Genomic DNA, 23,330 nt, shown 5'->3' with positions numbered 1-23,330 from the left:
GGAGCGGCCCGCAGCTGTTGACTGAATCTATTCAGGGAGTCAGGATGTGAATGGATTGACCAACATCGGAGGAGGCAACGCCATGTCAGGACCCCGCCCCGTACGTGCCGCGCGAGGTACCGAGCTCAGCACCCTGGGATGGCAGCAGGAGGCCGCGCTGCGGATGCTCCAGAACAACCTCGACCCCGAGGTCGCCGAGCACCCCGACAAGCTCGTCGTCTACGGCGGCACCGGCAAGGCCGCCCGCGACTGGCGCTCGTACGACGCCATGGTCCGCACCCTGCGGACCCTCAAGCAGGACGAGACGATGCTGGTCCAGTCCGGCCGCCCGGTCGGCGTGATGCAGACCCACGAGTGGGCCCCGCGCGTCCTGCTCGCCAACTCCAACCTGGTCGGCGACTGGGCCAACTGGGAGGAGTTCCGCCGCCTGGAGCACCTCGGCCTGACCATGTACGGCCAGATGACCGCCGGTTCGTGGATCTACATCGGCACCCAGGGCATCCTCCAGGGCACGTACGAGACCTTCGCCGCCGTCGCCGCCAAGAAGTTTGGCGGCACCCTCGCCGGCACCATCACCCTCACCGCCGGCCTCGGCGGCATGGGCGGCGCCCAGCCGCTGGCCGTGACGATGAACGACGGCGTCGCCATCTGCATCGACGTCGACCCGCGCGCCATCGAGCGCCGCATCGAGCACCGCTACCTGGACGTCAAGGCCGACAACCTGCGCCACGCCCTCCAGCTGGCCGTCGAGGCGCGCGACGCCCGCAAGCCGCTCTCCATCGGCCTCCTCGGCAACGCCGCCGAGCTGCTCCCGCAGATGCTGGCCGAGGGCGCGCCGATCGACATCGTGACCGACCAGACCTCGGCCCACGACCCGCTGGCGTACCTGCCGGTCGGCGTCGACTTCGACGACATGGCCTCCTACGCGGCCAAGGACCCGGCGGGCTTCACCACCCGCGCCCGCGAGTCCATGGCCAAGCACGTCGAGGCCATGGTCGGCTTCATGGACGCCGGCGCCGAGGTCTTCGACTACGGCAACTCCATCCGCGGCGAGGCCCAGCTGGCCGGCTACGACCGCGCGTTCGCCTTCCCCGGCTTCGTCCCGGCCTACATCCGCCCGCTGTTCTGCGAGGGCAAGGGCCCCTTCCGCTGGGCCGCCCTGTCCGGCGAGGCCTCGGACATCCACAAGACCGACAAGGCGATGCTCGAGCTCTTCCCGGAGAACGAGTCCCTGCACCGCTGGATCAAGATGGCCGGCGAGCGCGTCCACTTCCAGGGCCTGCCCGCGCGCATCTGCTGGCTCGGCTACGGCGAGCGCGACAAGGCCGGCGAGCGCTTCAACGACATGGTCGCCGACGGCACCCTCGCCGCCCCGCTTGCCATCGGCCGCGACCACCTCGACTGCGGCTCGGTGGCCTCCCCGTACCGCGAGACCGAGGCCATGCTCGACGGCTCCGACGCGATCGCGGACTGGCCGCTGCTCAACGCCATGGTCAACGTGGCCTCCGGCGCCTCCTGGGTCTCCATCCACCACGGCGGCGGCGTCGGCATGGGCCGCTCCATCCACGCGGGCCAGGTCACGGTCGCCGACGGCACCCCGCTGGCCGGCGAGAAGATCCGCCGCGTCCTGACGAACGACCCGGGCATGGGTGTGATCCGGCATGTGGATGCCGGCTACGACATCGCGGAGTCCGTCGCGGACGAGCGCGGGGTGCGGGTCCCGATGCGCGAGGGTGACTCCGCATGACGCAGGGTCCGGGTGCGGCGCCGCTGCCGGGGGCTCTGCCCCCGGACCCCCGCGCCTCAAACGCCGGCGAGGCTGAAATGGCCGGCTCCGGGGTCCGGGGCGGAGCCCCGGGGAACGGTGGAAGGGCGGGGCGGGGAGACTCGCCCTCCTTCCACAGCATGTGGGCGGAGCTCCAGCCCATCGGCCGCGACAGCGGCAGCGGCGGGTACCGCCGCTTCGCCTGGACCGGGGCCGACGCCGACTGCCGGACCTGGTTCCAGGAGCAGGCGCAGGCCCGCGGGCTGGCGTACGAGACCGACCGCAACGGCAACCAGTGGGCCTGGCTCGGCGACCCCCTCGCGGGGGACGCCGTGGTCACCGGCTCGCACCTGGACTCCGTTCCCGACGGCGGGGCCTTCGACGGCCCCCTCGGCGTGGTGTCCTCCTTCGCGGCGCTGGACGAACTCCGCAGGAGGGGCGCGGAGTTCGCCAGGCCCCTGGCCATCACCAACTTCGGCGACGAGGAAGGCGCCCGCTTCGGCCTCGCCTGCGTCGGCTCCCGGCTCGCCGCCGGGCAGCTGACCAAGGAGAAGGCGTACGAGCTCCGCGACGCCGACGGGATCTCCCTCCCGCAGGCCATGGAGGCCGCCGGGTACGACCCGGAGGCCATCGGCGCCGACCCCGAACGGCTGGCCCGCATCGGCGCGTTCGTCGAGCTCCACGTGGAACAGGGCCGCGCCCTGGACCTGTCCGGGGACTCCGTCGGCATCGCCTCGGCGATCTGGCCGCACGGCCGCTGGCGGTTCGACTTCCACGGCGAGGCCAACCACGCGGGCACCACCCGCCTGGTCGACCGCCGCGACCCGATGCTCACGTACGCGGCGACCGTCCTGGCCGCCCGCCAGGAGGCGGCCCTCGCCGGGGCCGTCGCCACCTTCGGGAAGATCGCGGTCGAGCCCAACGGGGTCAACGCCATCCCGTCCCTCGTGCGCGGCTGGCTCGACTCGCGCGCCGCCGACCAGGCGACCCTCGACACGGTGGTCACCGCCATCGAGAAGGCCGCCCGCGAGCACGCCGACCGGGACGGCATCGACCTCGGGATCGTCCGGGAGTCCTTCACCCCGGTCGTCGAGTTCGAGCACGCCCTGCGCGACGAGATGAACCGGATCCTGGGCGGGGCCGTCCCCGTCCTGGGTACGGGCGCGGGACACGACGCCGGAATCCTCTCCGCCGCCGTCCCGACCGCGATGCTGTTCGTACGGAACCCGACCGGCGTCTCCCACTCCCCGCGGGAGTTCGCCGCCGAGGACGACTGCGTGGCCGGCGTCCTCGCCCTCGCCGACGTACTGGAAGGACTCGCGTGCCGGTGACGACGACGTACTGGCTGGAACACGCCTGGCTCGACAACCGCCCCCAGCTACCGCTGGGAGGTGCCCCCGTCGAGCCGGGCGTAGCCCTGGAGGTTGACGGTGACGGCCGGATCGCCGCCCTGCGCACCGGGGTCGAGACCCCGCCCCCCGGCGCCGAGGTACTGCGCGGCCTGACCATCCCGGGCCTGGCCAACGCGCACTCCCACGCGTTCCACCGGGCCCTGCGCTCCCTCGTGCAGGTCGGCTCGGGCACCTTCTGGACCTGGCGCGACTTCATGTACAAGGTCGCCCAGAACCTCACCCCCGACACGTACTTCGCGCTGGCCCGCGCCGTGTACGCGGAGATGGCGCTGGCCGGCATCACGAACGTCGGCGAGTTCCACTACGTCCACCACGCGCCGGGCGGCACCCCCTACGCCGACCCGAACGCCATGGGCGAGGCCCTGATCGAGGCCGCCGCCGAAGCCGGGATCCGGATCACCCTCCTCGACACCGCGTACCTCTCGGCAGGCTTCGGGGAGGCCCCGAACCACCACCAGCTGCGCTTCTCCGACGGCACCGCCGACGCCTGGGCGGAGCGGGTCTCCGCCCTCAAGGGGAGCGGCCACGCCCTGATCGGCGCCGCGATCCACTCCGTACGGGCCGTCCCGGCGGGGCAGTTGGCCACCGTCGCCGCGTGGGCGCAGGAGCGCGGGGTGCCGCTGCACGTGCACCTCTCCGAGCAGACCGCGGAGAACGACGCCTGCCAGGCCGCGCACGGCCGCACCCCGACCCAGCTCCTCGCCGACCACGGCGTGCTGGGCCCGCGCACCACCGGCGTCCACAACACCCACCTCACCGACGCGGACATCGCCCTCCTCGGCGGCACCACCACCGGCACCTGCATGTGCCCCACCACCGAACGCGACCTCGCGGACGGCATCGGCCCGGCGGTGCGCCTCCAGCGGGCGGGCAGCCCGCTCTCGCTCGGCAGCGACAGCCACGCGGTGATCGACCTGCTGGAAGAGGCCCGGGCGATGGAGCTCAACGAGCGGCTGGCGAGCCGTACGCGCGGCCACTGGACGGCGGCGGCGCTGCTGCGCGCGGCCACGGCCGACGGGCACGCGGCGCTGGGGCGGCCGGATGCGGGCACCTTGTCGGTGGGCGCGCCGGCGGACTTCGCGACGATCGCGCTGGACTCGGTCCGCACGGCGGGTCCCGTTCCCCGGCTCGGCGCGGAGACGGCCGTCTTCGCGGCGACGGCCTCGGACGTCCGGCACACGGTCGTGGCGGGCCGCCACATCGTCCGCGACGGCCACCACACCCTGGTCCCGGACGTCCCGACGGCCCTGGCCGACTCCATCGCCGCCCTCCGCGCCTAGCCGGGGCGCCTGCGGCGGGCCCTTTCCCCCACCCCGCCCCTTCCCGAAACTGTGGGCTCCGCCCCCAGACCCCCGCTCCTCAAACACCGGAGGGGCTGGATCTTCGCCCGGCGATTGAGGCGCGGGGTCCGGGGCAGAGCCCCGGTTTCGGGAAGGGGCGGGGTGGGGGAACAAAAACAACTCGACCACCACGAGGAACCGCGACCATGACCACGACCACCGCAATCACCAACATCGGCAGCCTCGTCACCAACGACCCCGCCCTGGGCGACGGCACCGCACTCGGCAGGATCGAGAACGCCACCGTCGTCATCGACGGCGACCGCGTCGCCTGGGTCGGCCCCGCCGCCAACGCCCCGGCCGCCGACACCGCGTTCAACGCGAACGGCCGCGCCGTGATCCCCGGCTTCGTCGACTCCCACTCGCACCTCGTCTTCGCAGGCGACCGCACCGCCGAGTTCAACGCCCGCATGTCCGGCAGCAGCTACGCCGCCGGCGGCATCCGCACCACCGTCGCCGCCACCCGCGCCGCCACCGACGCCGAGCTCGAGGCCAACCTGCTGCGCCACCTCGACGAGGCCCGCCGCCAGGGCACCACCACCTTCGAGACCAAGTCCGGCTACGGCCTCACCGTCGCCGACGAGGCCCGCGCCCTGCGGATCGCCGCCGCGCACACCGAGGAGGTCACCTACCTCGGCGCGCACATCGTCTCCCCGGACTACGCCGACGACCCGGCCGGCTACGTGGACCTCGTCACCGGCGAGATGCTGGAGGCCTGCGCCCCGTACGCCCGCTGGGTGGACGTCTTCTGCGAGAAGGGCGCCTTCGACGGGGAGCAGGCCCGGGCGGTCCTCACCGCCGGCGCCGCCGCCGGCCTGATCCCGCGCGTGCACGCCAACCAGCTGTCCCACGGCCCCGGCGTGCAGCTCGCCGTCGAGCTGCACGCCGCCTCCGCCGACCACTGCACCCACCTCACCGACGCCGACGTGGACGCCCTCGCCCAGGCCGCGGACACCACCGTCGCCACCCTGCTGCCGGGCGCCGAGTTCTCCACCCGCGCCCAGTGGCCCGACGCCCGCCGGCTGATCGACGCGGGGGCGACCGTCGCCCTGTCCACGGACTGCAACCCGGGGTCCTCCTACACGAGTTCGATGCCGTTCTGCATCGCGCTCGCCGTGCGCGACATGCGGATGACCCCGGACGAGGCCCTGTGGTCCGCCACCGCCGGCGGCGCCCGCGCCCTGCGGCGCGACGACATCGGCCGGATCACCCCCGGAGCGCGCGCCGATCTGGCTGTCCTGGACGCGCCCAGCCACGTCCACCTGGCCTACCGGCCCGGTGTCCCGCTGGTTTCCGCCGTGTGGCAGAAGGGTGTCCGCGCGCACTGACGAGCGCATTGACGAGCCGCTGACAAGCGGTCAATTCCGGCCCGCACTTTGTCTTCCCTCCGTAGGACCCCCGGCGTACCTTGAGCCACCAATCTGATGTGTCGTCAGTAACTTGTGGCCCAAGGTTCGAGGGGAAGACGAAGGTGTCCGACCGGAAACGCTCCACCGCGCTCGCGCTGGCCTCCGCGCTTGCAGCCGGATCGGCGGTCCTGCTGGCCGCCCCCGCGGCCCAGGCCGCCGTCATCGACGTGGCATACGACTGCAAGACCCCGATCGGGGACAAGTCGGCGGTCTCGCCCATCGACATCAAGGCCGTGAAGGAGGGCGACGGGTACAAGCTGACGATGTCCTTCCAGAAGGGCGTCTCGTCCAGCCCCGTCGAGCTCGGCAAGGGCGCGATGAGCCCCAGCGCCGTCATCGTCGTCGACGGCGCCGAGAAGGGCTCCGTGCCGGTCTCCGGGCCGTCCAACCCGGAGGCGCTCCCCGCCAACACACCCATCAAGATCACCGACCTCTCGGGCACCTTCAAGCCCAAGAAGAGCGGCAAGGTCACCTTCACCGCCGGGGTCCTGACCATCAAGGCGCTGGGGACCACGACCACCTGCACCCCGGGCAACAGCCCCAAGCCGTCCCTGGAACTGGAAGTCACGGCCGCCGGTGGCGGCGGCGGCAGCCAGTCCGGCGGTTCCGGCGGCGGCGAGACCCTCCCGCAGACCGGTCCCACCGACTCCGCCCTCGCGCTGGGCACCCTCGGCGGCACCGTGCTGCTGAGCGGCGCCGTCGGCGTGCTCTGGCTGACCCGGCGCGGCCAGCGGGCCCGGTCCTGAACGGAGCACCCCCGGCCATGCCCGTGCTCCACACCCTCAAGCGCGCAGGCGTCCTGCTCCTGGCGGCCGCCGCGCTGTTCGCGGTCCCCGCGCACACCGCGGCGGCCGACGAGCCCGGCTGGACCGCCGAGCCCGCCGCCGGAACGGCCGCCGTGGGCAGCGGGGGTGCCCGACCGTACTTCTACCTCTCGGGCCCCGCAGGCACCGTGCTGGAGGACCGGCTCGCCCTGACCAACACCACCGACCGGGAACGCACGGTCACCCTGCGCGGAGCCGACGCCTACAACACCGCGGACGGCGCCTTCGCCGTGCGGCCCGCGCAGGAGTCGGACGGCGCCGGAGCCTGGATCAGCTTCGGCGCCGCGACCACGGTGAAGGTCCCGCCCCGCACCCGCGCGGTGGTCCCCTTCACCGTCACGGTGCCGCCCGCGTCCCCGCCGGGGGACCACCCCGCCGCCGTGGTCGCCGCCGAGGGCGGCCACGAGGTGGGCGTACGGGTCCACCTGCGGGTCGGCGGCCCCACCCTGGCCGCCCTCACCGTCGAGGACGTCTCCGTACGCGGCAAGGGCGCGGCTGCCGTGGTCGCGTACACCCTGGTCAACCGGGGCAACGTGGCCCTCGCACCCGAGCTGTCGATCCGCGCCGAGGGGCGCTTCGGCGAGGTCCCCGGGCGCGGCGCCCGCACCCTGCCGGTGGAACTGCTGCCCGGGCAGCGGGTCGAGCTGACCGAGCCCTGGCCCGGCGCGCCCGTCCTCGACCGGGTCCGCCTCACCCTCACCGTCACCGCACCCGGCGGCGCCCGCGCCACCGCCGCCACCTCGGCGTGGTTCCTGCCCTGGCGGCTCGCGGGCTGGCTGGGCGGCACCCTCCTCGCCCTCGCCGCGACGACGCCGGCCGCGCTGCGCCTCGTACGCAGCCGGCGCACCCGCACGGACCAGCCGACCGCCACAACGCCCGTACCCGAACCCGAATACGAACTGACGGGAGCAGCCAGGTGAGCGCCAAGGCCGGCGGCACGATCCGCCCCCTCCGCCCCCTCCGCACGCTCCTCGCGGCAGCACTGGCCGCGTGCGCCCTCGCCCTGCTCCCGGCGGCCCCGGCCGCCGCCGCGGAGCCCAAACCCGGCGTGGCGCTCTCCCTCCAGGAGGCCGCCAAGGGCACCCAGCTGACGGTCACCGGCACCGGCTGGCGCCCCAAGTCGCTGGTGATGCTGCTGATCTGCGGGCAGAACATGATCGGCGGCACCAACAGCTGCGCCAACGCCGACGGCACCGCGGTCTCCGTGGCCGACGACGGGCACTTCACCGCCCAGCTGCCGGTGGTCGCCCCGCCCAAGCCCTGTCCCTGCGTCGTCAACGTGACCTCCGTCAACGGCGACCAGTCCACCGTCGCCGCGCCCCTGAAGATCACCGACCACGAGGTGGCCGAGCTGCCCGCCGAGGCGGGCACGGCCCGCCTCGCGATGCTCACCGGGGTCCGGCTGGAGGGCGAGGACGGGGTGCTGACGTGGTTCGGCGCCCCGCCGACCCGCAAGTTCAAGGTCACCGTCGGCAACCTCGGCTCGGCCGCCGTCAAGGACCCGGTCTTCCAGCTCGGCACCGCCCACGGGGTGTTCGCGCCGCTGTGGGAGGAAGCGCGCTGGAAGGGGACCATCCCGCCGGGCGGCAAGGCGGAGATCGCCCTGGACGTGGCCCTCACGGCCGGCGCCTACGGGGACTACACCATCTCCCTCAAGTACGGCGAGACCGTCGTGGCGACCCAGCCGTGGGGCGTGGACCGCCCGTACGGGGTGCTGGTCTTCTGGGGCCTGCTCCTGCTGGTGATCCCGGCGGCGGTCTTCCGTATCGGCATGGCCGTCGTCGACAAGGTCCGCCCGCGCGAGACGCCCGCGGGCGGCCGCCACCGGGGCGTGCCCCCCGAGCCGCCCGCGGCGGTGACGTCCAGGCTGCCCCGTGTTCTGCCGTTGGCCCTGTCCCTACGAGGACCCGCGCGGGCGGCCGCCGCGCCGCCGGCGGACACCCCCCAGACCTCCACGGCGGTCCTGCCGTGGTTCACCCCGGACAGCGCGCCGGAGACAGCACCACAGACGTCCGCACCGTCTGAGAACCGTTCGACGACGAAGGGACAAGCGTGAAGACCCAACGGAGGGTGAGCGCGGCAGTGGTCGCGCTGCTGCTCGGCGGCGCGGGTATCGCCATTGGGGCCTCCCCCGCCCAGGCCGCGGAGACCACGTTCAAGGTGAAGTGCGTTCCGCCGGCCGGCGGTGGCGACCCGGTCGAGGGCGAGACCACGGCCAAGATCACGGCCCCGGCCACCGCGAAGGTCGGTGACGAGGTCGACGTGGTGTGGGAGACCGTCAAACCGGCCTCGAACAACACCGACCTGATGGACATCCCGGAGAACGCGGTCCAGCCCACCGGCTGGATCGCGTTGGGCGGCGGGATGGGCGAGCTCAAGGTCGTCGGGGAGAAGAAGAACCCGCCGATCCCCAAGAAGGCGCCCATGCAGATGTCGCCGATGAAGGGCAAGCTCAAGCTGACCAAGGCCGGGAAGATCACCCTGACCCCCGGCAAGTACGACGTGGCCGTCACCTTCTCCTTCGGCACGTTCGTCACCAAGTGCGCGCCGACCGGGGACGTGGGCGTCGGGGCCACCATCGACGTGGCGGCCGGCTCCAGCGGCGGGACCACCAGCGGCGGGACCACCAGCGGCGGGACCGCCAGCGGCGGGACCACCGGCAGCGGCGGCACCACCACCAGTGGCGGGACGACCAGCGGCGGCACCAGCTCCTCCGGCGGCACCACCGCCGGGAACGGCGGCCAGACCGACTTCCCGGGCAAGGCCGTCGAGGTGGCCTTCGACTGCGGTCCGGTCGTTCCCGGGGGCATCAAGACCCCGGTCACGATCAACGCCAAGAAGAACGGCGGCAGCTACGACCTGACGGTCAAGACCGCGAAGGGCGCGATGGCCGCGCCCATGGCGCTGCCCGCAGGAGCCCTCAAGCCCTCGATGAACGTCAAGCTGGGCGGCGCGGACAGCGGCATGGTCAAGGTCTCCGGCCCGGCCAACGCGGAGCCGATCCCGGACAAGGCCCCGGTCAGCCTCAGCGACATGACCGGTACCTACAAGCCCGGCAAGACCGGCAAGGTGACGCTGAGCCCGGACCAGTTGACGATCGACGTCACGATGGCACCGGGCGCCACGCCGATCAACGTTCCCTGCAAGGCGACCAGCAGCGGCGTCTCGCTGGAGCTGGACACCACCGCCCAGCCGGGCGGCTCCACCAGCGCCGGCACCACCACGACCAGCACCACCACCTCGGGTGGTCTGGCCGAGACCGGAGCCGAGGACGAGGGCGGCATCAAGGCCCTCGCCCTGGTCGCCGGCACCGTGATCCTCCTCGGCGGCGCGGTGTTCACCTTCACCCCGTGGCGCCGCCTGCGCGGCACCCGCTAGGCACAGCAGAACGGCCCGGCACACCTTCCGGTGTGCCGGGCCGTTCTGCTGTGCCTAGCGGGTGCGTCAGTGCACGCCGCCCATGAGCGGCTGGACCTTCTTGCGGTACATGTAGATCGCGATGCCGGCGAGGACGGCGAGCACGCCCTGGGAGGCGAACCAGCCCTGGGTGTCCGTCGGGGCGCCGATCAGCTGGAGCAGCGCGATGGCCGAGTCACCGGCGGTGACCGCGAGGAAGAAGACGCCCATCATCTGGGAGGCGTACTTCTGCGGCGCCAGCTTGGTGGTCAGCGACAGGCCGACGGGGGAGAGGGTGAGCTCACCGACGGTCTGGATGAAGTACACGCCGACCAGCCACATCGGGCTGACCTTCGCGTCGCCGCCGGCCATGCCCTGGGCGACCATCATGACGCCGAAGGAGGCACCGATCATGACCAGCGCGAAGGAGAACTTCGCGAGGGTGGTCGGCTCCTTGGAGCGCTTGGCGAGGGCCACCCACAGCATCGCGAAGAGCGGGGCGAGGGCCATCACGAACAGCGGGTTCAGCGACTGGAACCAGCTCTCCGGGAAGTTGAAGCCGAACAGCGTGCTGTCCGTGCTGTCCTTCGCGAACAGGGCCAGCGTGGAGCCGGTCTGGTCGTAGATCGCCCAGAAGATCGCGGCGGCGGCGAAGAACCAGACGTACGCCGACATGCGGGACCGCTCGACGGTGGAGAGGTCCTTGTCGCGCTTGATCCGCAGGATCGCCCAGGCGGGGAGCACCAGACCGGCGATGGTCAGCGGCCACAGCGCGTAGTTGATCGTGAAGATGCCGGCCAGGCCGATGGCCGCGTAGGCGGCGACGGCGACGCCCAGCCAGATCAGGCCCTTCTTGACGACGGAGGACTTCTCGGCGGCGCTCAGCGGGCTCGGAACGGTGTTCGAGACCGGGTTCAGGTGGCGGAAGCCGAAGAAGTAGAAGGCGAGACCCAGGGCCATGCCGACACCGGCCATCGCGAAGCCGAGGTGCCAGTTGACCTCCTGGCCGACGTAGCCGATGGTCAGCGGCGCGACGAAGGCACCGAGGTTGATGCCCATGTAGAAGATCGTGAAGCCGCCGTCACGGCGCGGGTCGTTCTTGTCCCGGTACAGCTGGCCGACCATCGTGGAGATGTTGGCCTTCAGCACGCCCGAACCGGCGGCGATCAGCGCCAGGCCGATGAAGAACGAGACGGACGAGGGCACCGCCAGCAGGAAGTGACCCGTCATGATCACGACGCCGGCGACGGCCACGGCCTTGCGGGCGCCCCACACGCGGTCACCCAGCCAGCCGCCCGGGAGGGCGAGCAGGTAGACCATCGCGTTGTACACGGAGTAGATCGCGACCGCGGTCGCGTCGTTCATCCCGAGACCACCGTCGGCCACGTTGGTGGCCAGGTAGAGCACGAGCAGCGCGCGCATGCCGTAGAAGCTGTAGCGCTCCCACATCTCGGTCATGAAGAGGAAGGCGAGGCCGCTGGGGTGGCCGAGGAAGGTCTTCTCGGCGGAGGTATCCGCCGAGGCCCTCGTCAGGCTGGAAGCCATGGGTCGATCCTTGCTTGCTCGGGACGCTTCGCTTCGTGAGCGGAACTGCGCCCGGGACGAGTGGCCGGCACCGGCGGCGGACCTCCCACCCCACGCCCGGGGGTCTCGCCCCGTGAAGTGGGGGGCGAAGGAACATCCGTAACCGGGATCCACGCCCGCTCGCGCACCTTCGCGCGGCGGGCCCGGCCCATAGGTCATTCACTGTCATCAAGCCCGGACAGGTGAGTCCATCAAGACTGCACTGTCCGGTCAGGACAGAAATAGAGACCTTCGGCTCGTTTTGGCACAAAGGTCCCTGAGGTAGTGCATCAGGCGTCTCGCCACCATACGACACGACAGTGGAGCATATGAAAGGACTTGAGAGATGGATCACAGGTTAAGCGGGAACCGATTGGGCATATTCGAAGGCCTTTAGTAGTCCATAAGGCCAGTTCGGCAGGGGTGCGACGGCAGGCGCCTCGATTCACCCGCCGCGGACTACCATCACCCACATGACGCGTGTACTGCTCGCCGAGGACGACGCATCCATCTCGGAACCCCTGGCCCGCGCACTGCGCCGGGAGGGGTACGAGGTCGAGGTCCGGGAGGACGGCCCCACCGCCCTGGACGCGGGACTGCAGGGAGGCGTCGACCTCGTCGTCCTGGACCTGGGCCTGCCGGGCATGGACGGCCTGGAAGTCGCCCGCCGACTGCGTGCCGAGGGCCACGGCTTCCCGATCCTCGTGCTCACCGCCCGCGCGGACGAGGTGGACACGGTGGTCGGCCTCGACGCCGGCGCCGACGACTACGTCACCAAGCCCTTCCGCCTCGCCGAGCTGCTGGCCCGCGTCCGGGCCCTGCTGCGGCGCGGCTCTGCCGAGGCCAACCAGGCCCCCGCCACCCACGGCGTGCGGATCGACGTGGAATCGCACCGCGCGTGGATGGGGGAGGAGGAGCTCCAGCTCACCGCCAAGGAGTTCGACCTGCTGCGGGTCCTGGTCCGCGACGCCGGCCGGGTCGTCACCCGCGACCAGCTCATGCGCGAGGTCTGGGACACCACCTGGTGGTCCTCCACCAAGACCCTCGACATGCACATCTCCTGGCTGCGCAAGAAGCTCGGCGACGACGCGGCGAACCCCCGCTACATCGCCACCGTCAGGGGCGTCGGCTTCCGCTTCGAGAAGAGCTAGTGCGTACTGAGCCATGCGCCGCCGCCTGATCAACTCCACGCTCGCCGTGGTGCTCGTCGTGATCGCCGTGTTCGGGGTCTCCCTGGTCATCGTGGAGACCCGGACGATCACCAACAGCGCCCAGGACCGGATCGAGTCCGAGGCGCTGCGCCTGGTGGGCATCGTCGAGGCCAACGTCCTGGAGAAGACGCCGGTCGACGACGCCGCGCTCGCCGAGCAGCTCGACGCCGGCCACTACGCCCGCATCACCCTCCCCGGCCGGCCGGCCGTGGAGGTCGGGGACCGGATCGCCGACGACGTCATCCGCGGCAGCGCGCGCGGCGAGCAGGGCGAGACGGTCGTCGTCGAGGCGTCCCGCTCCACCGTGACCAAGGAGGTCGGGCGGACCCTGGCCGTGGTCGGCGCGGTGGCTCTGCTCGCCGTCGTGGCGGCCGTACTGCTCGCCGTACGGCAGGCGAACCGGCTCGCCTCCCCGCTCACCGACCTCGCCGAGACGGCGGAACGCCTCGGCTCGGGCGACCCGAGGCCCCGGCACAAGAGGTACGGGGTGCCCGAGCTGGACCGGGTCGCGGACGTGCTCGACTCCAGCGCCGAGCGGATCGGCCGCATGCTGACCGCCGAGCGGCGCCTGGCCGCCGACGCCTCGCACCAGCTGCGCACCCCGCTCACGGCGCTGTCGATGCGGCTGGAGGAGATCACCGTCACCGACGACCTGGAGACCGTCCGGGAGGAGGCGTCGATCGCCCTCACCCAGGTGGAGCGGCTCACGGACGTGGTGCAGCGGCTGCTCACGAACTCGCGGGACCCGCAGACGGGCTCCGCCGTCCCCTTCGACCTGGACGAGGTCGTCAAACAGCAGGTGGAGGAGTGGCGGCCGGCCTACCGCAGCGCGGGCCGGGCCATCGTGCGCTCCGGCAAGCAGGGCGTACGGGCCGTCGGCACCCCGGGCGCGGTCGCGCAGGTCCTGGCGACCCTCGTGGAGAACGCGCTCATGCACGGTGGCGGTACGGTCGCGCTGCGTACCCGGGTCGTCGGGAACCAGGCGGTGCTGGAGGTCACGGACGAGGGCCCGGGGGTCCCGCCGGACCTCGGCAACCGGATCTTCGAGCGGGCCATCAGCGGCCGCAACTCCACCGGGATCGGCCTCGCGGTCGCCCGGGACCTCGCGGAGGCGGACGGCGGACGCCTCGAACTGCTCCAGGCACAGCCGCCGGTGTTCGCGCTGTTCCTCAGCCGGACGGCGCCGCAGCGGGCGGAACCCGAGGAGACCGTGCGCTAGCGCGGGGCTGGCAGGGGCGCCCTAGTTGTTCGCGGGCTCCGGCTCGGGCAGCGGGTCGGGCCTGCGGTCGGGCTTGGGCAGCGGCGCCGGCTCGGGCATGGGCTCGGCGGGCGTCGTGCCCACGGGTAGGGCCTTGAAGACCCAGGTGCGGTAGGACCAGAAACGGAACACGGTGGCCGTCCCGATGCCGAGGAACTTGAAGACGTTGCTGGCGACCGGTCCGTCCCAGCCGAAGCCGTACGTGGCGACGTACAGCACGCCGTTCTCGATGACCAGGCCGATCGCGCTGAAGGCCGCGAACAGCAGCAGCTCGCGCGTGCGCCCGGCGGGGTCGCTCTGGGCGCGGTCGCGGTAGGCGAAGTAGCGGAAGCCGAGGTAGTTCGTGGCGATGGCCACGACGGTGGCTATCACGCTCGCACGCACCACCTGGAGGTCGGTGGTGCTGCGGATCAGGTTGAAGACACCCAGGTTGACCAGCACACCCAGACCGCCGACCGCCCCGAACTTGGCGACCTCCCGTACGAGACCGCGTATGCGTTCGAGGACAGATCCGTTCCCCGGTGTGCTCATCAGTAGGCCAGTCCTGTCCGTCACCGCCCCCGGCAGGGACGTTTGGTGTTCTCTGTCAACCCAGCCATGTTAAGTGTCCCCCCTGTGCTCCGTCTGTGCCTTGCGGCACCGTGCGACGCACGGCACACCAGCAGGTGTGCGCCAGGCCACGTCCATATGGCGGAATCCCGCCGGATACCCTGGAGGAGTGACGTTCCCGGTAGTCGGCATGGTCGGCGGCGGTCAGCTCGCCCGCATGACCCACGAGGCGGGTATCCCCCTCGGCATCAGATTCAAGCTCCTCAGTGACACCCCACAGGACTCGGCGGCCCAGGTCGTGAGCGACGTCGTCATCGGCGACTATCGCGATCTGGATACGTTGCGTGCCTTCGCACGCGGCTGCGACGTGATCACTTTCGATCACGAGCACGTACCCACCGAACACCTGCGGGCCCTGGAAGCGGACGGCATCCCCGTCCGCCCGGGGCCCGACGCGTTGGTGCACGCCCAGGACAAGGGGGTGATGCGCGCCAAGCTCGACGAGATCGGCGCGCCCAGCCCCCGCCACCGGATCGTGAGCGATCCGGTGGACGTGACGGCCTTCGCGGCGGAGGTCGGCGGGTTCCCCGTCATCCTCAAGACCGTGCGCGGCGGCTACGACGGCAAGGGCGTGTGGTTCGTACGCAGCGAGGAGGACGCGGAAGCGCCCTTCAAGGCCGGTGTCCCCGTCCTCGCCGAAGAGAAGGTGGACTACGTCCGCGAACTCGCGGCCAACATCGTCCGTTCCCCCCACGGCCAGGCCGTGGCCTATCCCGTCGTGGAGTCCGTCCAGGTGGACGGGGTCTGCGACACGGTCATCGCGCCCGCCCCGAACCTCTCCGAGGAGCTCGCGGGCCAGGCCCAGGCCCTCGCCCTGCGCATCGCCAAGGAACTCGACGTGACCGGCCACCTGGCCGTGGAGCTGTTCGAGACCACCGACGGCCGGATCCTGGTCAACGAACTGGCGATGCGCCCGCACAACAGCGGCCACTGGACCCAGGACGGGGCCGTGACCTCCCAGTTCGCCAACCACGTACGCGCGGTCCTGGACCTCCCGCTGGGCGACCCGCGCCCCCGCGCCAAGTGGACGGTCATGGCGAACGTGCTGGGCGGGGACTACCCCGACATGTACGCGGCGTACCTGCACTGCATGGCCCACGACCCCCAGCTGAAGATCCACATGTACGGCAAGGACGTGAAACACGGCCGCAAGGTCGGCCACGTCAACACGTACGGCGACGACCTGGACGATGTCCTTGAGCGCGCACGCCACGCAGCCGACTACCTCAGAGGAACGGTCACCGAATGAGCACCTCCGCAAGCGCTCCCCTCATCGGCATCGTCATGGGCTCCGACTCGGACTGGCCCGTCATGGAGGCCGCCGCCCAGGCCCTCGACGAGTTCGAGATCCCCTACGAGGTCGACGTCGTCTCCGCGCACCGGATGCCGCGCGAGATGGTCGCGTACGGGGAGCAGGCCGCCGACCGGGGCCTCAAGGCGATCATCGCGGGCGCGGGCGGGGCCGCCCACCTGCCCGGCATGCTGGCCTCGGTCACCCCGCTCCCGGTCATCGGCGTCCCCGTCCCCCTCAAGTACCTGGACGGCATGGACTCCCTGCTGTCGATCGTCCAGATGCCGGCCGGGGTTCCCGTCGCCACCGTCTCGGTCGCCGGGGCGCGCAACGCGGGCCTGCTCGCTGCCCGCATCCTCGCCACGCAGGACCCGGACCTCCTCGCCCGCATGCGCGACTTCCAGCAGGAGCTGAACGACCAGGCCACCGAGAAGGGCAAGCGGCTGCGTACGAAGGTCGCGGGCGCGGAGTCCTTCGGGTTCGCCAAGTGAGCGCGGCGCGGCGCCTGGAGGAGGCGCGTGAGCTGCTCGCCGAGTACCCGGTGGCCGACGGCCACAACGACCTCCCCTGGGCGCTGCGCGAGCAGGTCCGCTACGACCTGGCACAGCGGGACATCGCGGGCGACCAGTCCGCCCACCTGCACACCGACATCCCCCGGCTGCGCGCCGGCGGGGTCGGCGCGCAGTTCTGGTCCGTGTACGTCCGCTCCGACTACGCCGGCGACACGGCGGTCAGCGCCACCCTGGAGCAGATCGACGTCGTCTCCCAGCTGATCGACCGTTACCCCCGCGACCTGGTCCGGGCCCTGACGGCCGACGACATGGAGGCCGCCCGCGCGAGCGGACGCATCGCCTCCCTGATGGGCGCCGAGGGCGGCCACTCCATCAACAACTCCCTTGCAACCCTGCGCGCCCTGCACCAGCTGGGCGTGCGGTACATGACGCTCACCCACAACGACACCATCGACTGGGCGGACTCGGCGACCGACGAGCCCCGGCACGGCGGCCTCACCGACTTCGGCCGCGAGGTCGTCCGCGAGATGAACCGCGTCGGCATGCTGGTGGACCTCTCGCACGTCGCCGAGACGACGATGCGCGACGCGCTCGCCGTCTCGGCCGCGCCGGTGGTCTTCTCGCACTCCTCCGCGCGCGCGGTCTGCGACCACCCGCGCAACATCCCGGACGACGTGCTGGCCCTGCTCCCGGCCAACGGCGGCGTGGCCATGGCCACCTTCGTCCCGAAGTTCATCCTCCCGGCGGCGGTGGAATGGACCCTGGCCGCGGACGAGAACCTGCGCGCCCACGGCTTCCACCACCTGGACACCACCCCGGAGGCGATGGCCCTGCACCGGGCCTTCGAGGAGGCCCGCCCGCGCCCGGTGGCGACGGCCTCGACGGTGGCCGACCACCTGGACCACATGCGCGAGGTGGCGGGCATCGACCACATCGGCATCGGCGGCGACTACGACGGCACGGCCTTCACCCCGTCCGGCCTGGACGACGTGGCGGGCTACCCGAACCTGGTCGCGGAACTCCTGACCCGCGGCTGGTCCCGCGAGGACCTCTCGAAGCTGACCTGGTCCAACGCGGTCCGCGCCCTCCGCGACGCGGAATCGGTCTCCCGCGCCCTGTCCGCCACGCGCGGCCCGTCGAACGCGGTGCCGTAGATCCTGCGGCCGGCCCCGGCTCCCCCGGGCGCGGCGCCGCTGTCGGGGGCTCCGCCCCCGAACCCCCGCGCCTCAAACGCCGGCGGGGCTGGATTTGGCTGATGCCGCCCGCCAGGCGCGGCTGGATTGCCCGCAGGGCAATTCCAGCCCCTCCGGCGTTTGAGGAGCGGGGTCTGGGGCGGAGCCCCAGGGTCTTTCAGCCCCGCCGGCGTTTGAGGCGCGGGCTCCGGGCAGCGCCCGGGGAACGGTGGAAGGGCGGGGCGGGGAGCAGCTCCGCGCAGCGGCCCCGCACCCGCCCGGCCAGGGCAACGGCGGCCACCCGAACGCCACGCCCGCCGGGCGCCACACACGCCCCGCGTGTCACGGTGGCACCATCTCTCCCTGCTGCCGCCGAGACCGGAGCGAACGCCATGGCCGACCTGCAGGATGAACCCCACTCAGTGGGCATCGGAGCCGAGGACCCCCCGGCCTCCACCACCACCTCCACCACCTCCACCACCTCCACCCCACCCGTGGCCGCCGCGCTGGACCGCGCCGCCGAGCTGCTCTCCGTCCATCCCGTCGCGGACGGCTGCAACACGCTCATCTGGACCTTGCGCCAGAGCCCGTACCACGACATCGACACCCCGGAAGCCGGCGTGGACACCGACATCCCGCGGCTGCGCGCCGGGGGAGTGGGGGCCCAGTTCTGGTCCCTGCTCGTACCCCCCGGCCGGCCGCCCGAGGACGTGGTGTCCGAGACCCTGGAACAGATCGACGTGGCGCTGGCCCTGATGCGCCGCTACCCCGACAGCCTGCTCCTCGCGCTCAGCGCCGACGACATGGCCGACGCCCGCAACCGCGGCCGGATCGCCTCGTTCCTCGGCCCGGTGCCCGGCAGCGCGCTCACCGACTCCCTCGGCGCCCTGCGCGCCTTCCACACCCTGGGCGTACGGATCCTCGCGCCCGCGGGAGCGGACTGGGCGTCGCAGGAGGGGCTGACGGCCTTCGGGCACCAGGTGGTCCGCGAGGCGAACCGGCTCTCGATCCTGCTGGACCTCGCCGGCTGCGAGCCGGCGGCCGCCTGCCAGCTCGCGGCGGCGTCCAAGGCGCCGGTGGTCGTCTCGAACACGGGCGCGGCCGCCCTCAACCCGCATCCCGGGAACGTGACCGACGAGGTCCTGCTCGCCCTGCGGGACGCCGGCGGTCTGGCGATGGTCACCTTCGACACCGCCCGCACCGGGGACTCCCTGCACGCGGTGGCCGACCACGTGGACCACGTACGGGCCGTCGCGGGCGCGGGCGCCGTCGGACTGGGCGCCGCCTTCGGCTCCGAGCCGGGCAGCCCCCGCCCGGCCGGCCTCACCGACCCCTCGGGGTACCCGAAGCTGATCGCGGAGCTCATGGACCGCGGCTGGTCGGAGCCCGACCTGGCCCTGCTGACCTGGGGCAATGCCCAGCGGGTCCTGCGCGACGCGGAATTCACGGCCCGCGCCGCCGGACACCGCCGCACCTAGAGCCCCGGGTCTAGCAGCCGCAGAGGCAGAACGGGTGCCCGGCCGGGTCGGCGTAGACCCGCCATGTGCGCCCGTGGTCCTCCGTGTCCAGGGGCTTGGCCCCGAGGGCGAGGACGTGTTCCTCCGCGGCGTCGAGGTCCTCGACGGTCAGGTCCAGGTGGAACTGCTGCGAGCCCTCGGGCGAGGGCCAGTTCGGCGGGACGTGCCCGGGGGCCAGCTGGAAGGCGAGCGGCGTGCCCTCGTGGCCCTCCAGCTCCACCCAGGTCTCGTCCTCGGGGCTCGGGCTCCCGCCGAGGAGGCCGGCGTAGAAGGTGGCGAGGGCGAGCGGGTCGGGACAGTCGAGGACGACGGTGCCGAGCTTGGCGATGGCCATGGTTCTCTCCTCGTGGTTACCGGCAAGGGTCTCTTACCGGTAACCACAGCCTACGCGTTACCCCTGCTTCCCTCCAAGGGGTAACGTCGGTGTCATGAGTGGACGCGCACCGGCACCCGGCGGTCTCGCGCTGGTGGAAAGCCTCGTCAACACGCGGAGCGTGGACACGGGGGACGACCGCCTCGCGGCCGAGTTCGGCCTGTCCGGAGCCGCCCTCGAGGAAGCGGCGGAGCTGCGCGAGGCGCTGCGCGGGGCGCTGCTGGCCCACGCGGGCCACGAGCTGGGCCCGGGGGCCGAGGAGCGCCTGAACCGCCTCCTCGCCGCGGCCCCGCTGGCGGTGCGCATCGACGCGTCGGGCGCCGCGACCCTCGCCCCGCTGGGCGGGCCGACCCTGCTCACCCGCACGGCCGAGGCCCTGGCCGAAGCCGCGGCGGCCGGCACCTGGCCCCGCCTGAAGGCGTGCGTGGCGGACGACTGCCAGGAGGCCTACTACGACCGCAGCCCCGCGGGCCGCGGCCGCTGGTGCACGATGGCGATCTGCGGCAGCCGCGCCAAGATGCGGAAGTACCGGGGCAAATCCAGCCCCTCCGGCGTTTGAGGAGCGGGGTCCGGGGCGGAGCCCCGGCAGCGGCGCCGCACCGTATCCCGGCGGGGCCGCCCGCAGGGCGTCAGGCCCGGGGGCGCCCCATCGCGCGGTACGTCCACCCGGCCGCCCGCCACACCGCGGGGTCCAGCGCGTTGCGGCCGTCCAGCACGAGCCGGTCCGTGACCACGGCCCCCAGCTCCGCCGGGTCGAGGTCGCGGAACTCGCGCCACTCCGTGAGGTGCAGCACGACCTCCGCCCCCCGCGCCGCCTCCAGCGCGGAGTCCGCGTACCCCAGCGTGGGGAAGACGCGCCGGGCGTTGGCCATGCCCTTGGGGTCGTAGACGGTGACCTGCCCGCCCTGGAGGTGGATCTGCCCGGCCACGTTCAGCGCGGGCGAGTCCCGTACGTCGTCCGAGTCCGGCTTGAAGGTGGCTCCGAGCACGGCGACCCGCTTGCCGAGGAACGAACCGCCCACGGCCTCCCGGGCCAGTTCGACCATGTGCCCGCGGCGCCGCATGTTGATGGAGTCGACCTCCCGCAGGAAGGTCAGCGCCTGGTCCACGCCCAGCTCGCCCGCCCGCGCCATGAACGCCCGGATGTCCTTGGGCAGGCAGCCGCCGCCGAACCCGATGCCGGCGCGCAGGAACTTCGCGCCGATGCGTTCGTCGTAGCCGATCGCCTCCGCCAGCTTCACCACGTCGCCGCCGCCGGCCTCGCAGATCTCCGCCATCGCGTTGATGAAGGAGATCTTCGTCGCGAGGAAGGAGTTCGCGGCCGTCTTCACCAGCTCCGCGGTCGGGAAGTCGGTGACCACGAGCGGGGAGCCCTCGGCCATCGGCGTCCCGTACACCTCCCGCAGCAGCTTCTCGCCGCGCTCCCCCTGGACGCCGACCACGATCCGGTCGGGGTGCAGGGTGTCCTGCACGGCGAAGCCCTCCCGCAGGAACTCCGGGTTCCACGCCAGCTCCACGTCCGCGCCCGCCGGGGCGAGCTCCGCGAGCTTCGCCGCCAGCCGCTCCGCCGAGCCCACCGGCACGGTCGACTTGCCGACGACCAGAGCCGGCCGCGTCAGGTGCGGGGCCAGCGAGGCCATCGCGGCATCGACGTACGACATGTCGCACGCGTACTCGCCGTGCTTCTGCGGGGTGTTCACGCAGACGAAGTGGACGTCGCCGAACTCGCCGACCTCCTCATAGGAGGTCGTGAACCGCAGCCGCCCCGTGGAGCCCGGCAGTCCGGCCACGTGCTTGGCGAGCAGCTCCTCCAGCCCGGGCTCGTACATCGGCACCCGGCCGGAGGCCAGCAGCTCGATCTTCTCCGGCACCACGTCCAGGCCCAGCACCTCGAACCCCAGCTCCGCCATCGCCGCGGCGTGGGTCGCGCCGAGGTATCCGGTGCCGATCACAGTGATCCTGAGGGGGGCCATGGGTGCTCCAGAGGTGCGGGGCCGTTTGCGGCCACTGAGCATAGTCGGGCCCGCGGCGGGGGACGGTCCCCGGAGGGCGTCCCCGATCACCCCTCTGTCACGCAGCTCACGCGGGCCGTCCATACCGTTGCCCGGCGGGCGGCGACTAAACTTGGGTTACTTAACGGTAGTTAGCATCACGCAACGCACCACCCTTGGGGAGTGAGAGATCTTGGCGGGTTCTGCCGACTTCGACCTGTACCGCCCGGCCGAGGAGCACGACATGCTCCGCGAGTCCGTCCGCTCGCTCTGCGAGGCGAAGATCCTCCCGTTCGCCGCCGCCGTCGACGAGGAGTCGCGCTTCCCGCAGGAGGCCCTCGACGCGCTGGTCGCCAACGACCTGCACGCCGTCCACGTGCCCGAGACCTACGGCGGCGCCGGCGCCGACGCCCTCGCCACGGTGATCGTGATCGAGGAGGTGGCCCGCGTCTGCGCCTCCTCCTCCCTGATCCCGGCCGTCAACAAGCTCGGCTCGCTCCCGGTGATCCTCTCCGGCTCCGAGGAGCTGAAGGCCAAGTACCTCGGCCCGCTGGCCAAGGGCGACGCGATGTTCTCGTACGCCCTCTCCGAGCCGGAGGCGGGCTCGGACGCGGCCGGCATGAAGACCCGCGCGGTCCGCGACGGTGACTTCTGGGTCCTCAACGGCGTGAAGCGCTGGATCACCAACGCGGGCGTCTCCGAGTACTACACGGTCATGGCCGTGACCGACCCGGAGAAGCGCTCGAAGGGCATCTCCGCCTTCGTCGTCGAAAAGAGCGACGAGGGCGTCTCCTTCGGCGCCCCGGAGAAGAAGCTCGGCATCAAGGGCTCCCCGACGCGCGAGGTCTACCTCGACAACGTGCGCATCCCCGCCGACCGCATGATCGGCGCCGAGGGCACCGGCTTCGCCACCGCGATGAAGACCCTCGACCACACCCGCATCACCATCGCCGCCCAGGCCCTCGGCATCGCCCAGGGCGCCCTGGACTACGCCAAGGGCTACGTCCAGGAGCGCAAGCAGTTCGGCAAGCCGATCGGCGACTTCCAGGGCGTGCAGTTCATGCTCGCGGACATGGCCATGAAGATCGAGGCCGCCCGCCAGCTGACGTACGCGGCCGCCGCCAAGTCGGAGCGCGTCGACTCGGACCTGACCTTCTTCGGCGCCGCGGCCAAGTGCTTCGCCTCCGACGTGGCCATGGAGGTCACCACGGACGCCGTCCAGCTCCTCGGCGGCTACGGCTACACCCGCGACTACCCGGTCGAGCGGATGATGCGCGACGCGAAGATCACGCAGATCTACGAGGGCACGAACCAGGTCCAGCGCATCGTCATGGCGCGCAACCTGCCGTAACCCGTCTGACCTGCGCTTATGTGAACGGCCCCGGCTGATGCCGGGGCCGTTCGCGTTATTCGGGCTGTCCGACGACGTACGTCCCCTTCGCGGGCAGCGTGGCGACCAGCCCGCGCGTCCGCAGTTCGGCGACAGCCCGCCGGACGGTTCCGATGCTGACCTTGTAGAGCTCGGTCATCGCCCGCTCGCCGGGCAACGCTGCGCCCGCGGGCAGCTTGCCGGAGGCGATGTCGGCGGCGATCGCGTCTGCCAGCTTCACGTACTCGTACTGCGGGAGGCCGTTGCTCATCCTTCCACCCTGCCGCGCTCCTGCGCGGCGGGCATCGTGCGGACGCG

At 72.2% G+C, this 23,330-nt stretch carries 21 protein-coding genes; 16 read left to right on the top strand and 5 right to left on the bottom strand.

All coding sequences use genetic code 11. The annotated features are described in order from the left end of the window. Positions 1 to 82: 82 nt before the first annotated feature. The 8 genes from hutU (at position 83) to AB0O21_RS25885 (ending at position 10,128) form a co-directional block, all read left to right on the top strand. Positions 83 to 1,747, top strand: a complete 1,665-nt coding sequence (gene hutU, locus AB0O21_RS25920) for a urocanate hydratase (protein WP_365174526.1) — start codon at positions 83 to 85, stop codon at positions 1,745 to 1,747. Positions 1,748 to 1,905: 158 nt separating this feature from the next. Then, positions 1,906 to 3,096, top strand: a complete 1,191-nt coding sequence (locus AB0O21_RS25915; RefSeq protein WP_365174523.1) for an allantoate amidohydrolase — start codon at positions 1,906 to 1,908, stop codon at positions 3,094 to 3,096. After that, complete coding sequence (locus tag AB0O21_RS25910) at positions 3,093 to 4,457, top strand: formimidoylglutamate deiminase (RefSeq protein ID WP_365174520.1); 1,365 nt, start codon at positions 3,093 to 3,095, stop codon at positions 4,455 to 4,457. The genes AB0O21_RS25915 and AB0O21_RS25910 overlap by 4 nt, the downstream gene beginning before the upstream one ends. Before the next feature lie 206 nt (positions 4,458 to 4,663). Further along, positions 4,664 to 5,845: an imidazolonepropionase gene (gene hutI, locus AB0O21_RS25905; protein WP_365174517.1), complete on the top strand. Its 1,182-nt coding sequence runs from the start codon at positions 4,664 to 4,666 to the stop codon at positions 5,843 to 5,845. Between the two features lie 143 nt (positions 5,846 to 5,988). Then, positions 5,989 to 6,672, top strand: a complete 684-nt coding sequence (locus AB0O21_RS25900; RefSeq protein ID WP_365174515.1) for an LPXTG cell wall anchor domain-containing protein — start codon at positions 5,989 to 5,991, stop codon at positions 6,670 to 6,672. Between the two features lie 17 nt (positions 6,673 to 6,689). Further along, positions 6,690 to 7,670, top strand: a complete 981-nt coding sequence (locus AB0O21_RS25895) for a hypothetical protein (protein WP_365174512.1) — start codon at positions 6,690 to 6,692, stop codon at positions 7,668 to 7,670. Then, positions 7,667 to 8,806 (top strand): hypothetical protein, encoded by a 1,140-nt coding sequence (locus AB0O21_RS25890; protein WP_365174510.1) that lies wholly within the window; start codon positions 7,667 to 7,669, stop codon positions 8,804 to 8,806. The genes AB0O21_RS25895 and AB0O21_RS25890 overlap by 4 nt, the downstream gene beginning before the upstream one ends. A gap of 14 nt (positions 8,807 to 8,820) precedes the next feature. After that, positions 8,821 to 10,128 carry a hypothetical protein gene (locus AB0O21_RS25885; RefSeq protein ID WP_365174507.1) on the top strand — a complete coding sequence of 436 codons (1,308 nt, stop codon included), beginning with the start codon at positions 8,821 to 8,823 and terminating at the stop codon, positions 10,126 to 10,128. 66 nt (positions 10,129 to 10,194) lie between these two features. Here AB0O21_RS25885 and AB0O21_RS25880 read toward each other — a convergent pair whose 3' ends face one another. Next, the gene (locus AB0O21_RS25880; protein WP_365174504.1) at positions 10,195 to 11,691 is read right to left on the bottom strand and encodes an oligopeptide:H+ symporter; all 1,497 of its coding nucleotides are present in this window, start codon (positions 11,689 to 11,691) and stop codon (positions 10,195 to 10,197) included. A gap of 491 nt (positions 11,692 to 12,182) precedes the next feature. Here AB0O21_RS25880 and AB0O21_RS25875 point away from each other — a divergent pair, with 491 nt between their 5' ends. Both AB0O21_RS25875 and AB0O21_RS25870 read left to right on the top strand, forming a co-directional pair. Further along, positions 12,183 to 12,860 (top strand): response regulator transcription factor, encoded by a 678-nt coding sequence (locus AB0O21_RS25875; RefSeq protein ID WP_365174501.1) that lies wholly within the window; start codon positions 12,183 to 12,185, stop codon positions 12,858 to 12,860. Positions 12,861 to 12,873: 13 nt separating this feature from the next. After that, positions 12,874 to 14,139 (top strand): ATP-binding protein, encoded by a 1,266-nt coding sequence (locus tag AB0O21_RS25870; protein ID WP_365174499.1) that lies wholly within the window; start codon positions 12,874 to 12,876, stop codon positions 14,137 to 14,139. Between the two features lie 21 nt (positions 14,140 to 14,160). Here the strand turns inward: AB0O21_RS25870 and AB0O21_RS25865 are convergent, their stop codons facing one another. Continuing rightward, a complete protein-coding gene (locus AB0O21_RS25865; RefSeq protein WP_365174496.1) occupies positions 14,161 to 14,709 on the bottom strand; it encodes a GtrA family protein in 549 nt (182 codons plus the stop codon). Positions 14,710 to 14,896: 187 nt separating this feature from the next. Between AB0O21_RS25865 and AB0O21_RS25860 the strand changes: the two genes are divergently transcribed. The 4 genes from AB0O21_RS25860 to AB0O21_RS25845 all read left to right on the top strand — a co-directional run bounded on the left by AB0O21_RS25860 (position 14,897) and on the right by AB0O21_RS25845 (position 19,240). Continuing rightward, complete coding sequence (locus tag AB0O21_RS25860) at positions 14,897 to 16,036, top strand: 5-(carboxyamino)imidazole ribonucleotide synthase (RefSeq protein WP_365174493.1); 1,140 nt, start codon at positions 14,897 to 14,899, stop codon at positions 16,034 to 16,036. Beyond that, a complete protein-coding gene (purE, locus tag AB0O21_RS25855) occupies positions 16,033 to 16,569 on the top strand; it encodes a 5-(carboxyamino)imidazole ribonucleotide mutase (protein WP_365174490.1) in 537 nt (178 codons plus the stop codon). The genes AB0O21_RS25860 and purE overlap by 4 nt, the downstream gene beginning before the upstream one ends. After that, positions 16,566 to 17,744, top strand: a complete 1,179-nt coding sequence (locus AB0O21_RS25850) for a dipeptidase (protein WP_365174487.1) — start codon at positions 16,566 to 16,568, stop codon at positions 17,742 to 17,744. Before purE ends, AB0O21_RS25850 begins: the two co-directional genes overlap by 4 nt. Positions 17,745 to 18,154: 410 nt before the next feature. After that, the gene (locus AB0O21_RS25845; RefSeq protein WP_365174485.1) at positions 18,155 to 19,240 is read left to right on the top strand and encodes a membrane dipeptidase; all 1,086 of its coding nucleotides are present in this window, start codon (positions 18,155 to 18,157) and stop codon (positions 19,238 to 19,240) included. 10 nt (positions 19,241 to 19,250) lie between these two features. Here the strand turns inward: AB0O21_RS25845 and AB0O21_RS25840 are convergent, their stop codons facing one another. Continuing rightward, entirely contained in the window at positions 19,251 to 19,613 is a 363-nt protein-coding gene (locus AB0O21_RS25840) for a VOC family protein (protein WP_365174482.1), read from the bottom strand. A gap of 94 nt (positions 19,614 to 19,707) precedes the next feature. On the opposite strand from AB0O21_RS25840, the gene AB0O21_RS25835 reads away from it, so the two are divergent. Then, complete coding sequence (locus AB0O21_RS25835) at positions 19,708 to 20,211, top strand: CGNR zinc finger domain-containing protein (protein WP_365174479.1); 504 nt, start codon at positions 19,708 to 19,710, stop codon at positions 20,209 to 20,211. A 70-nt stretch (positions 20,212 to 20,281) separates the two neighbouring features. Here the strand turns inward: AB0O21_RS25835 and AB0O21_RS25830 are convergent, their stop codons facing one another. Further along, positions 20,282 to 21,625, bottom strand: a complete 1,344-nt coding sequence (locus AB0O21_RS25830) for a UDP-glucose/GDP-mannose dehydrogenase family protein (RefSeq protein ID WP_365174476.1) — start codon at positions 21,623 to 21,625, stop codon at positions 20,282 to 20,284. 211 nt (positions 21,626 to 21,836) lie between these two features. Here AB0O21_RS25830 and AB0O21_RS25825 point away from each other — a divergent pair, with 211 nt between their 5' ends. After that, on the top strand, positions 21,837 to 22,994 hold the full coding sequence (locus tag AB0O21_RS25825; RefSeq protein ID WP_365174473.1) for an acyl-CoA dehydrogenase family protein: 1,158 nt from the start codon (positions 21,837 to 21,839) through the stop codon (positions 22,992 to 22,994). Between the two features lie 55 nt (positions 22,995 to 23,049). Here AB0O21_RS25825 and AB0O21_RS25820 read toward each other — a convergent pair whose 3' ends face one another. Further along, positions 23,050 to 23,283 (bottom strand): winged helix-turn-helix domain-containing protein, encoded by a 234-nt coding sequence (locus AB0O21_RS25820; RefSeq protein ID WP_365174470.1) that lies wholly within the window; start codon positions 23,281 to 23,283, stop codon positions 23,050 to 23,052. Positions 23,284 to 23,330: the final 47 nt, after the last annotated feature.

Source organism: Streptomyces sp. NPDC091371 (genome assembly GCF_040684275.1).
In the GTDB taxonomy this organism is placed as follows: domain Bacteria; phylum Actinomycetota; class Actinomycetes; order Streptomycetales; family Streptomycetaceae; genus Streptomyces.
Note: the sequence above shows the minus strand (reverse complement) of the source record. Positions and strands in the feature narration are given on the sequence as shown.

What these genes read in the sequence shown, in the direction of transcription:
- purE (WP_365174490.1), top strand. Translation starts at nt 16,033, where the DNA reads ATGAGCACCTCCGCAAGCGCTCCCCTCATCGGCATCGTCATGGGCTCC.
- hutU (WP_365174526.1), top strand. Translation starts at nt 83, where the DNA reads ATGTCAGGACCCCGCCCCGTACGTGCCGCGCGAGGTACCGAGCTCAGC.
- AB0O21_RS25820 (WP_365174470.1), bottom strand. Translation starts at nt 23,283, where the DNA reads ATGAGCAACGGCCTCCCGCAGTACGAGTACGTGAAGCTGGCAGACGCG.
- AB0O21_RS25865 (WP_365174496.1), bottom strand. Translation starts at nt 14,709, where the DNA reads ATGAGCACACCGGGGAACGGATCTGTCCTCGAACGCATACGCGGTCTC.
- AB0O21_RS25870 (WP_365174499.1), top strand. Translation starts at nt 12,874, where the DNA reads ATGCGCCGCCGCCTGATCAACTCCACGCTCGCCGTGGTGCTCGTCGTG.
- AB0O21_RS25875 (WP_365174501.1), top strand. Translation starts at nt 12,183, where the DNA reads ATGACGCGTGTACTGCTCGCCGAGGACGACGCATCCATCTCGGAACCC.
- AB0O21_RS25845 (WP_365174485.1), top strand. Translation starts at nt 18,155, where the DNA reads ATGGCCGACCTGCAGGATGAACCCCACTCAGTGGGCATCGGAGCCGAG.
- AB0O21_RS25835 (WP_365174479.1), top strand. Translation starts at nt 19,708, where the DNA reads ATGAGTGGACGCGCACCGGCACCCGGCGGTCTCGCGCTGGTGGAAAGC.
- AB0O21_RS25880 (WP_365174504.1), bottom strand. Translation starts at nt 11,691, where the DNA reads ATGGCTTCCAGCCTGACGAGGGCCTCGGCGGATACCTCCGCCGAGAAG.
- AB0O21_RS25915 (WP_365174523.1), top strand. Translation starts at nt 1,906, where the DNA reads ATGTGGGCGGAGCTCCAGCCCATCGGCCGCGACAGCGGCAGCGGCGGG.
- hutI (WP_365174517.1), top strand. Translation starts at nt 4,664, where the DNA reads ATGACCACGACCACCGCAATCACCAACATCGGCAGCCTCGTCACCAAC.
- AB0O21_RS25895 (WP_365174512.1), top strand. Translation starts at nt 6,690, where the DNA reads ATGCCCGTGCTCCACACCCTCAAGCGCGCAGGCGTCCTGCTCCTGGCG.
- AB0O21_RS25830 (WP_365174476.1), bottom strand. Translation starts at nt 21,625, where the DNA reads ATGGCCCCCCTCAGGATCACTGTGATCGGCACCGGATACCTCGGCGCG.
- AB0O21_RS25840 (WP_365174482.1), bottom strand. Translation starts at nt 19,613, where the DNA reads ATGGCCATCGCCAAGCTCGGCACCGTCGTCCTCGACTGTCCCGACCCG.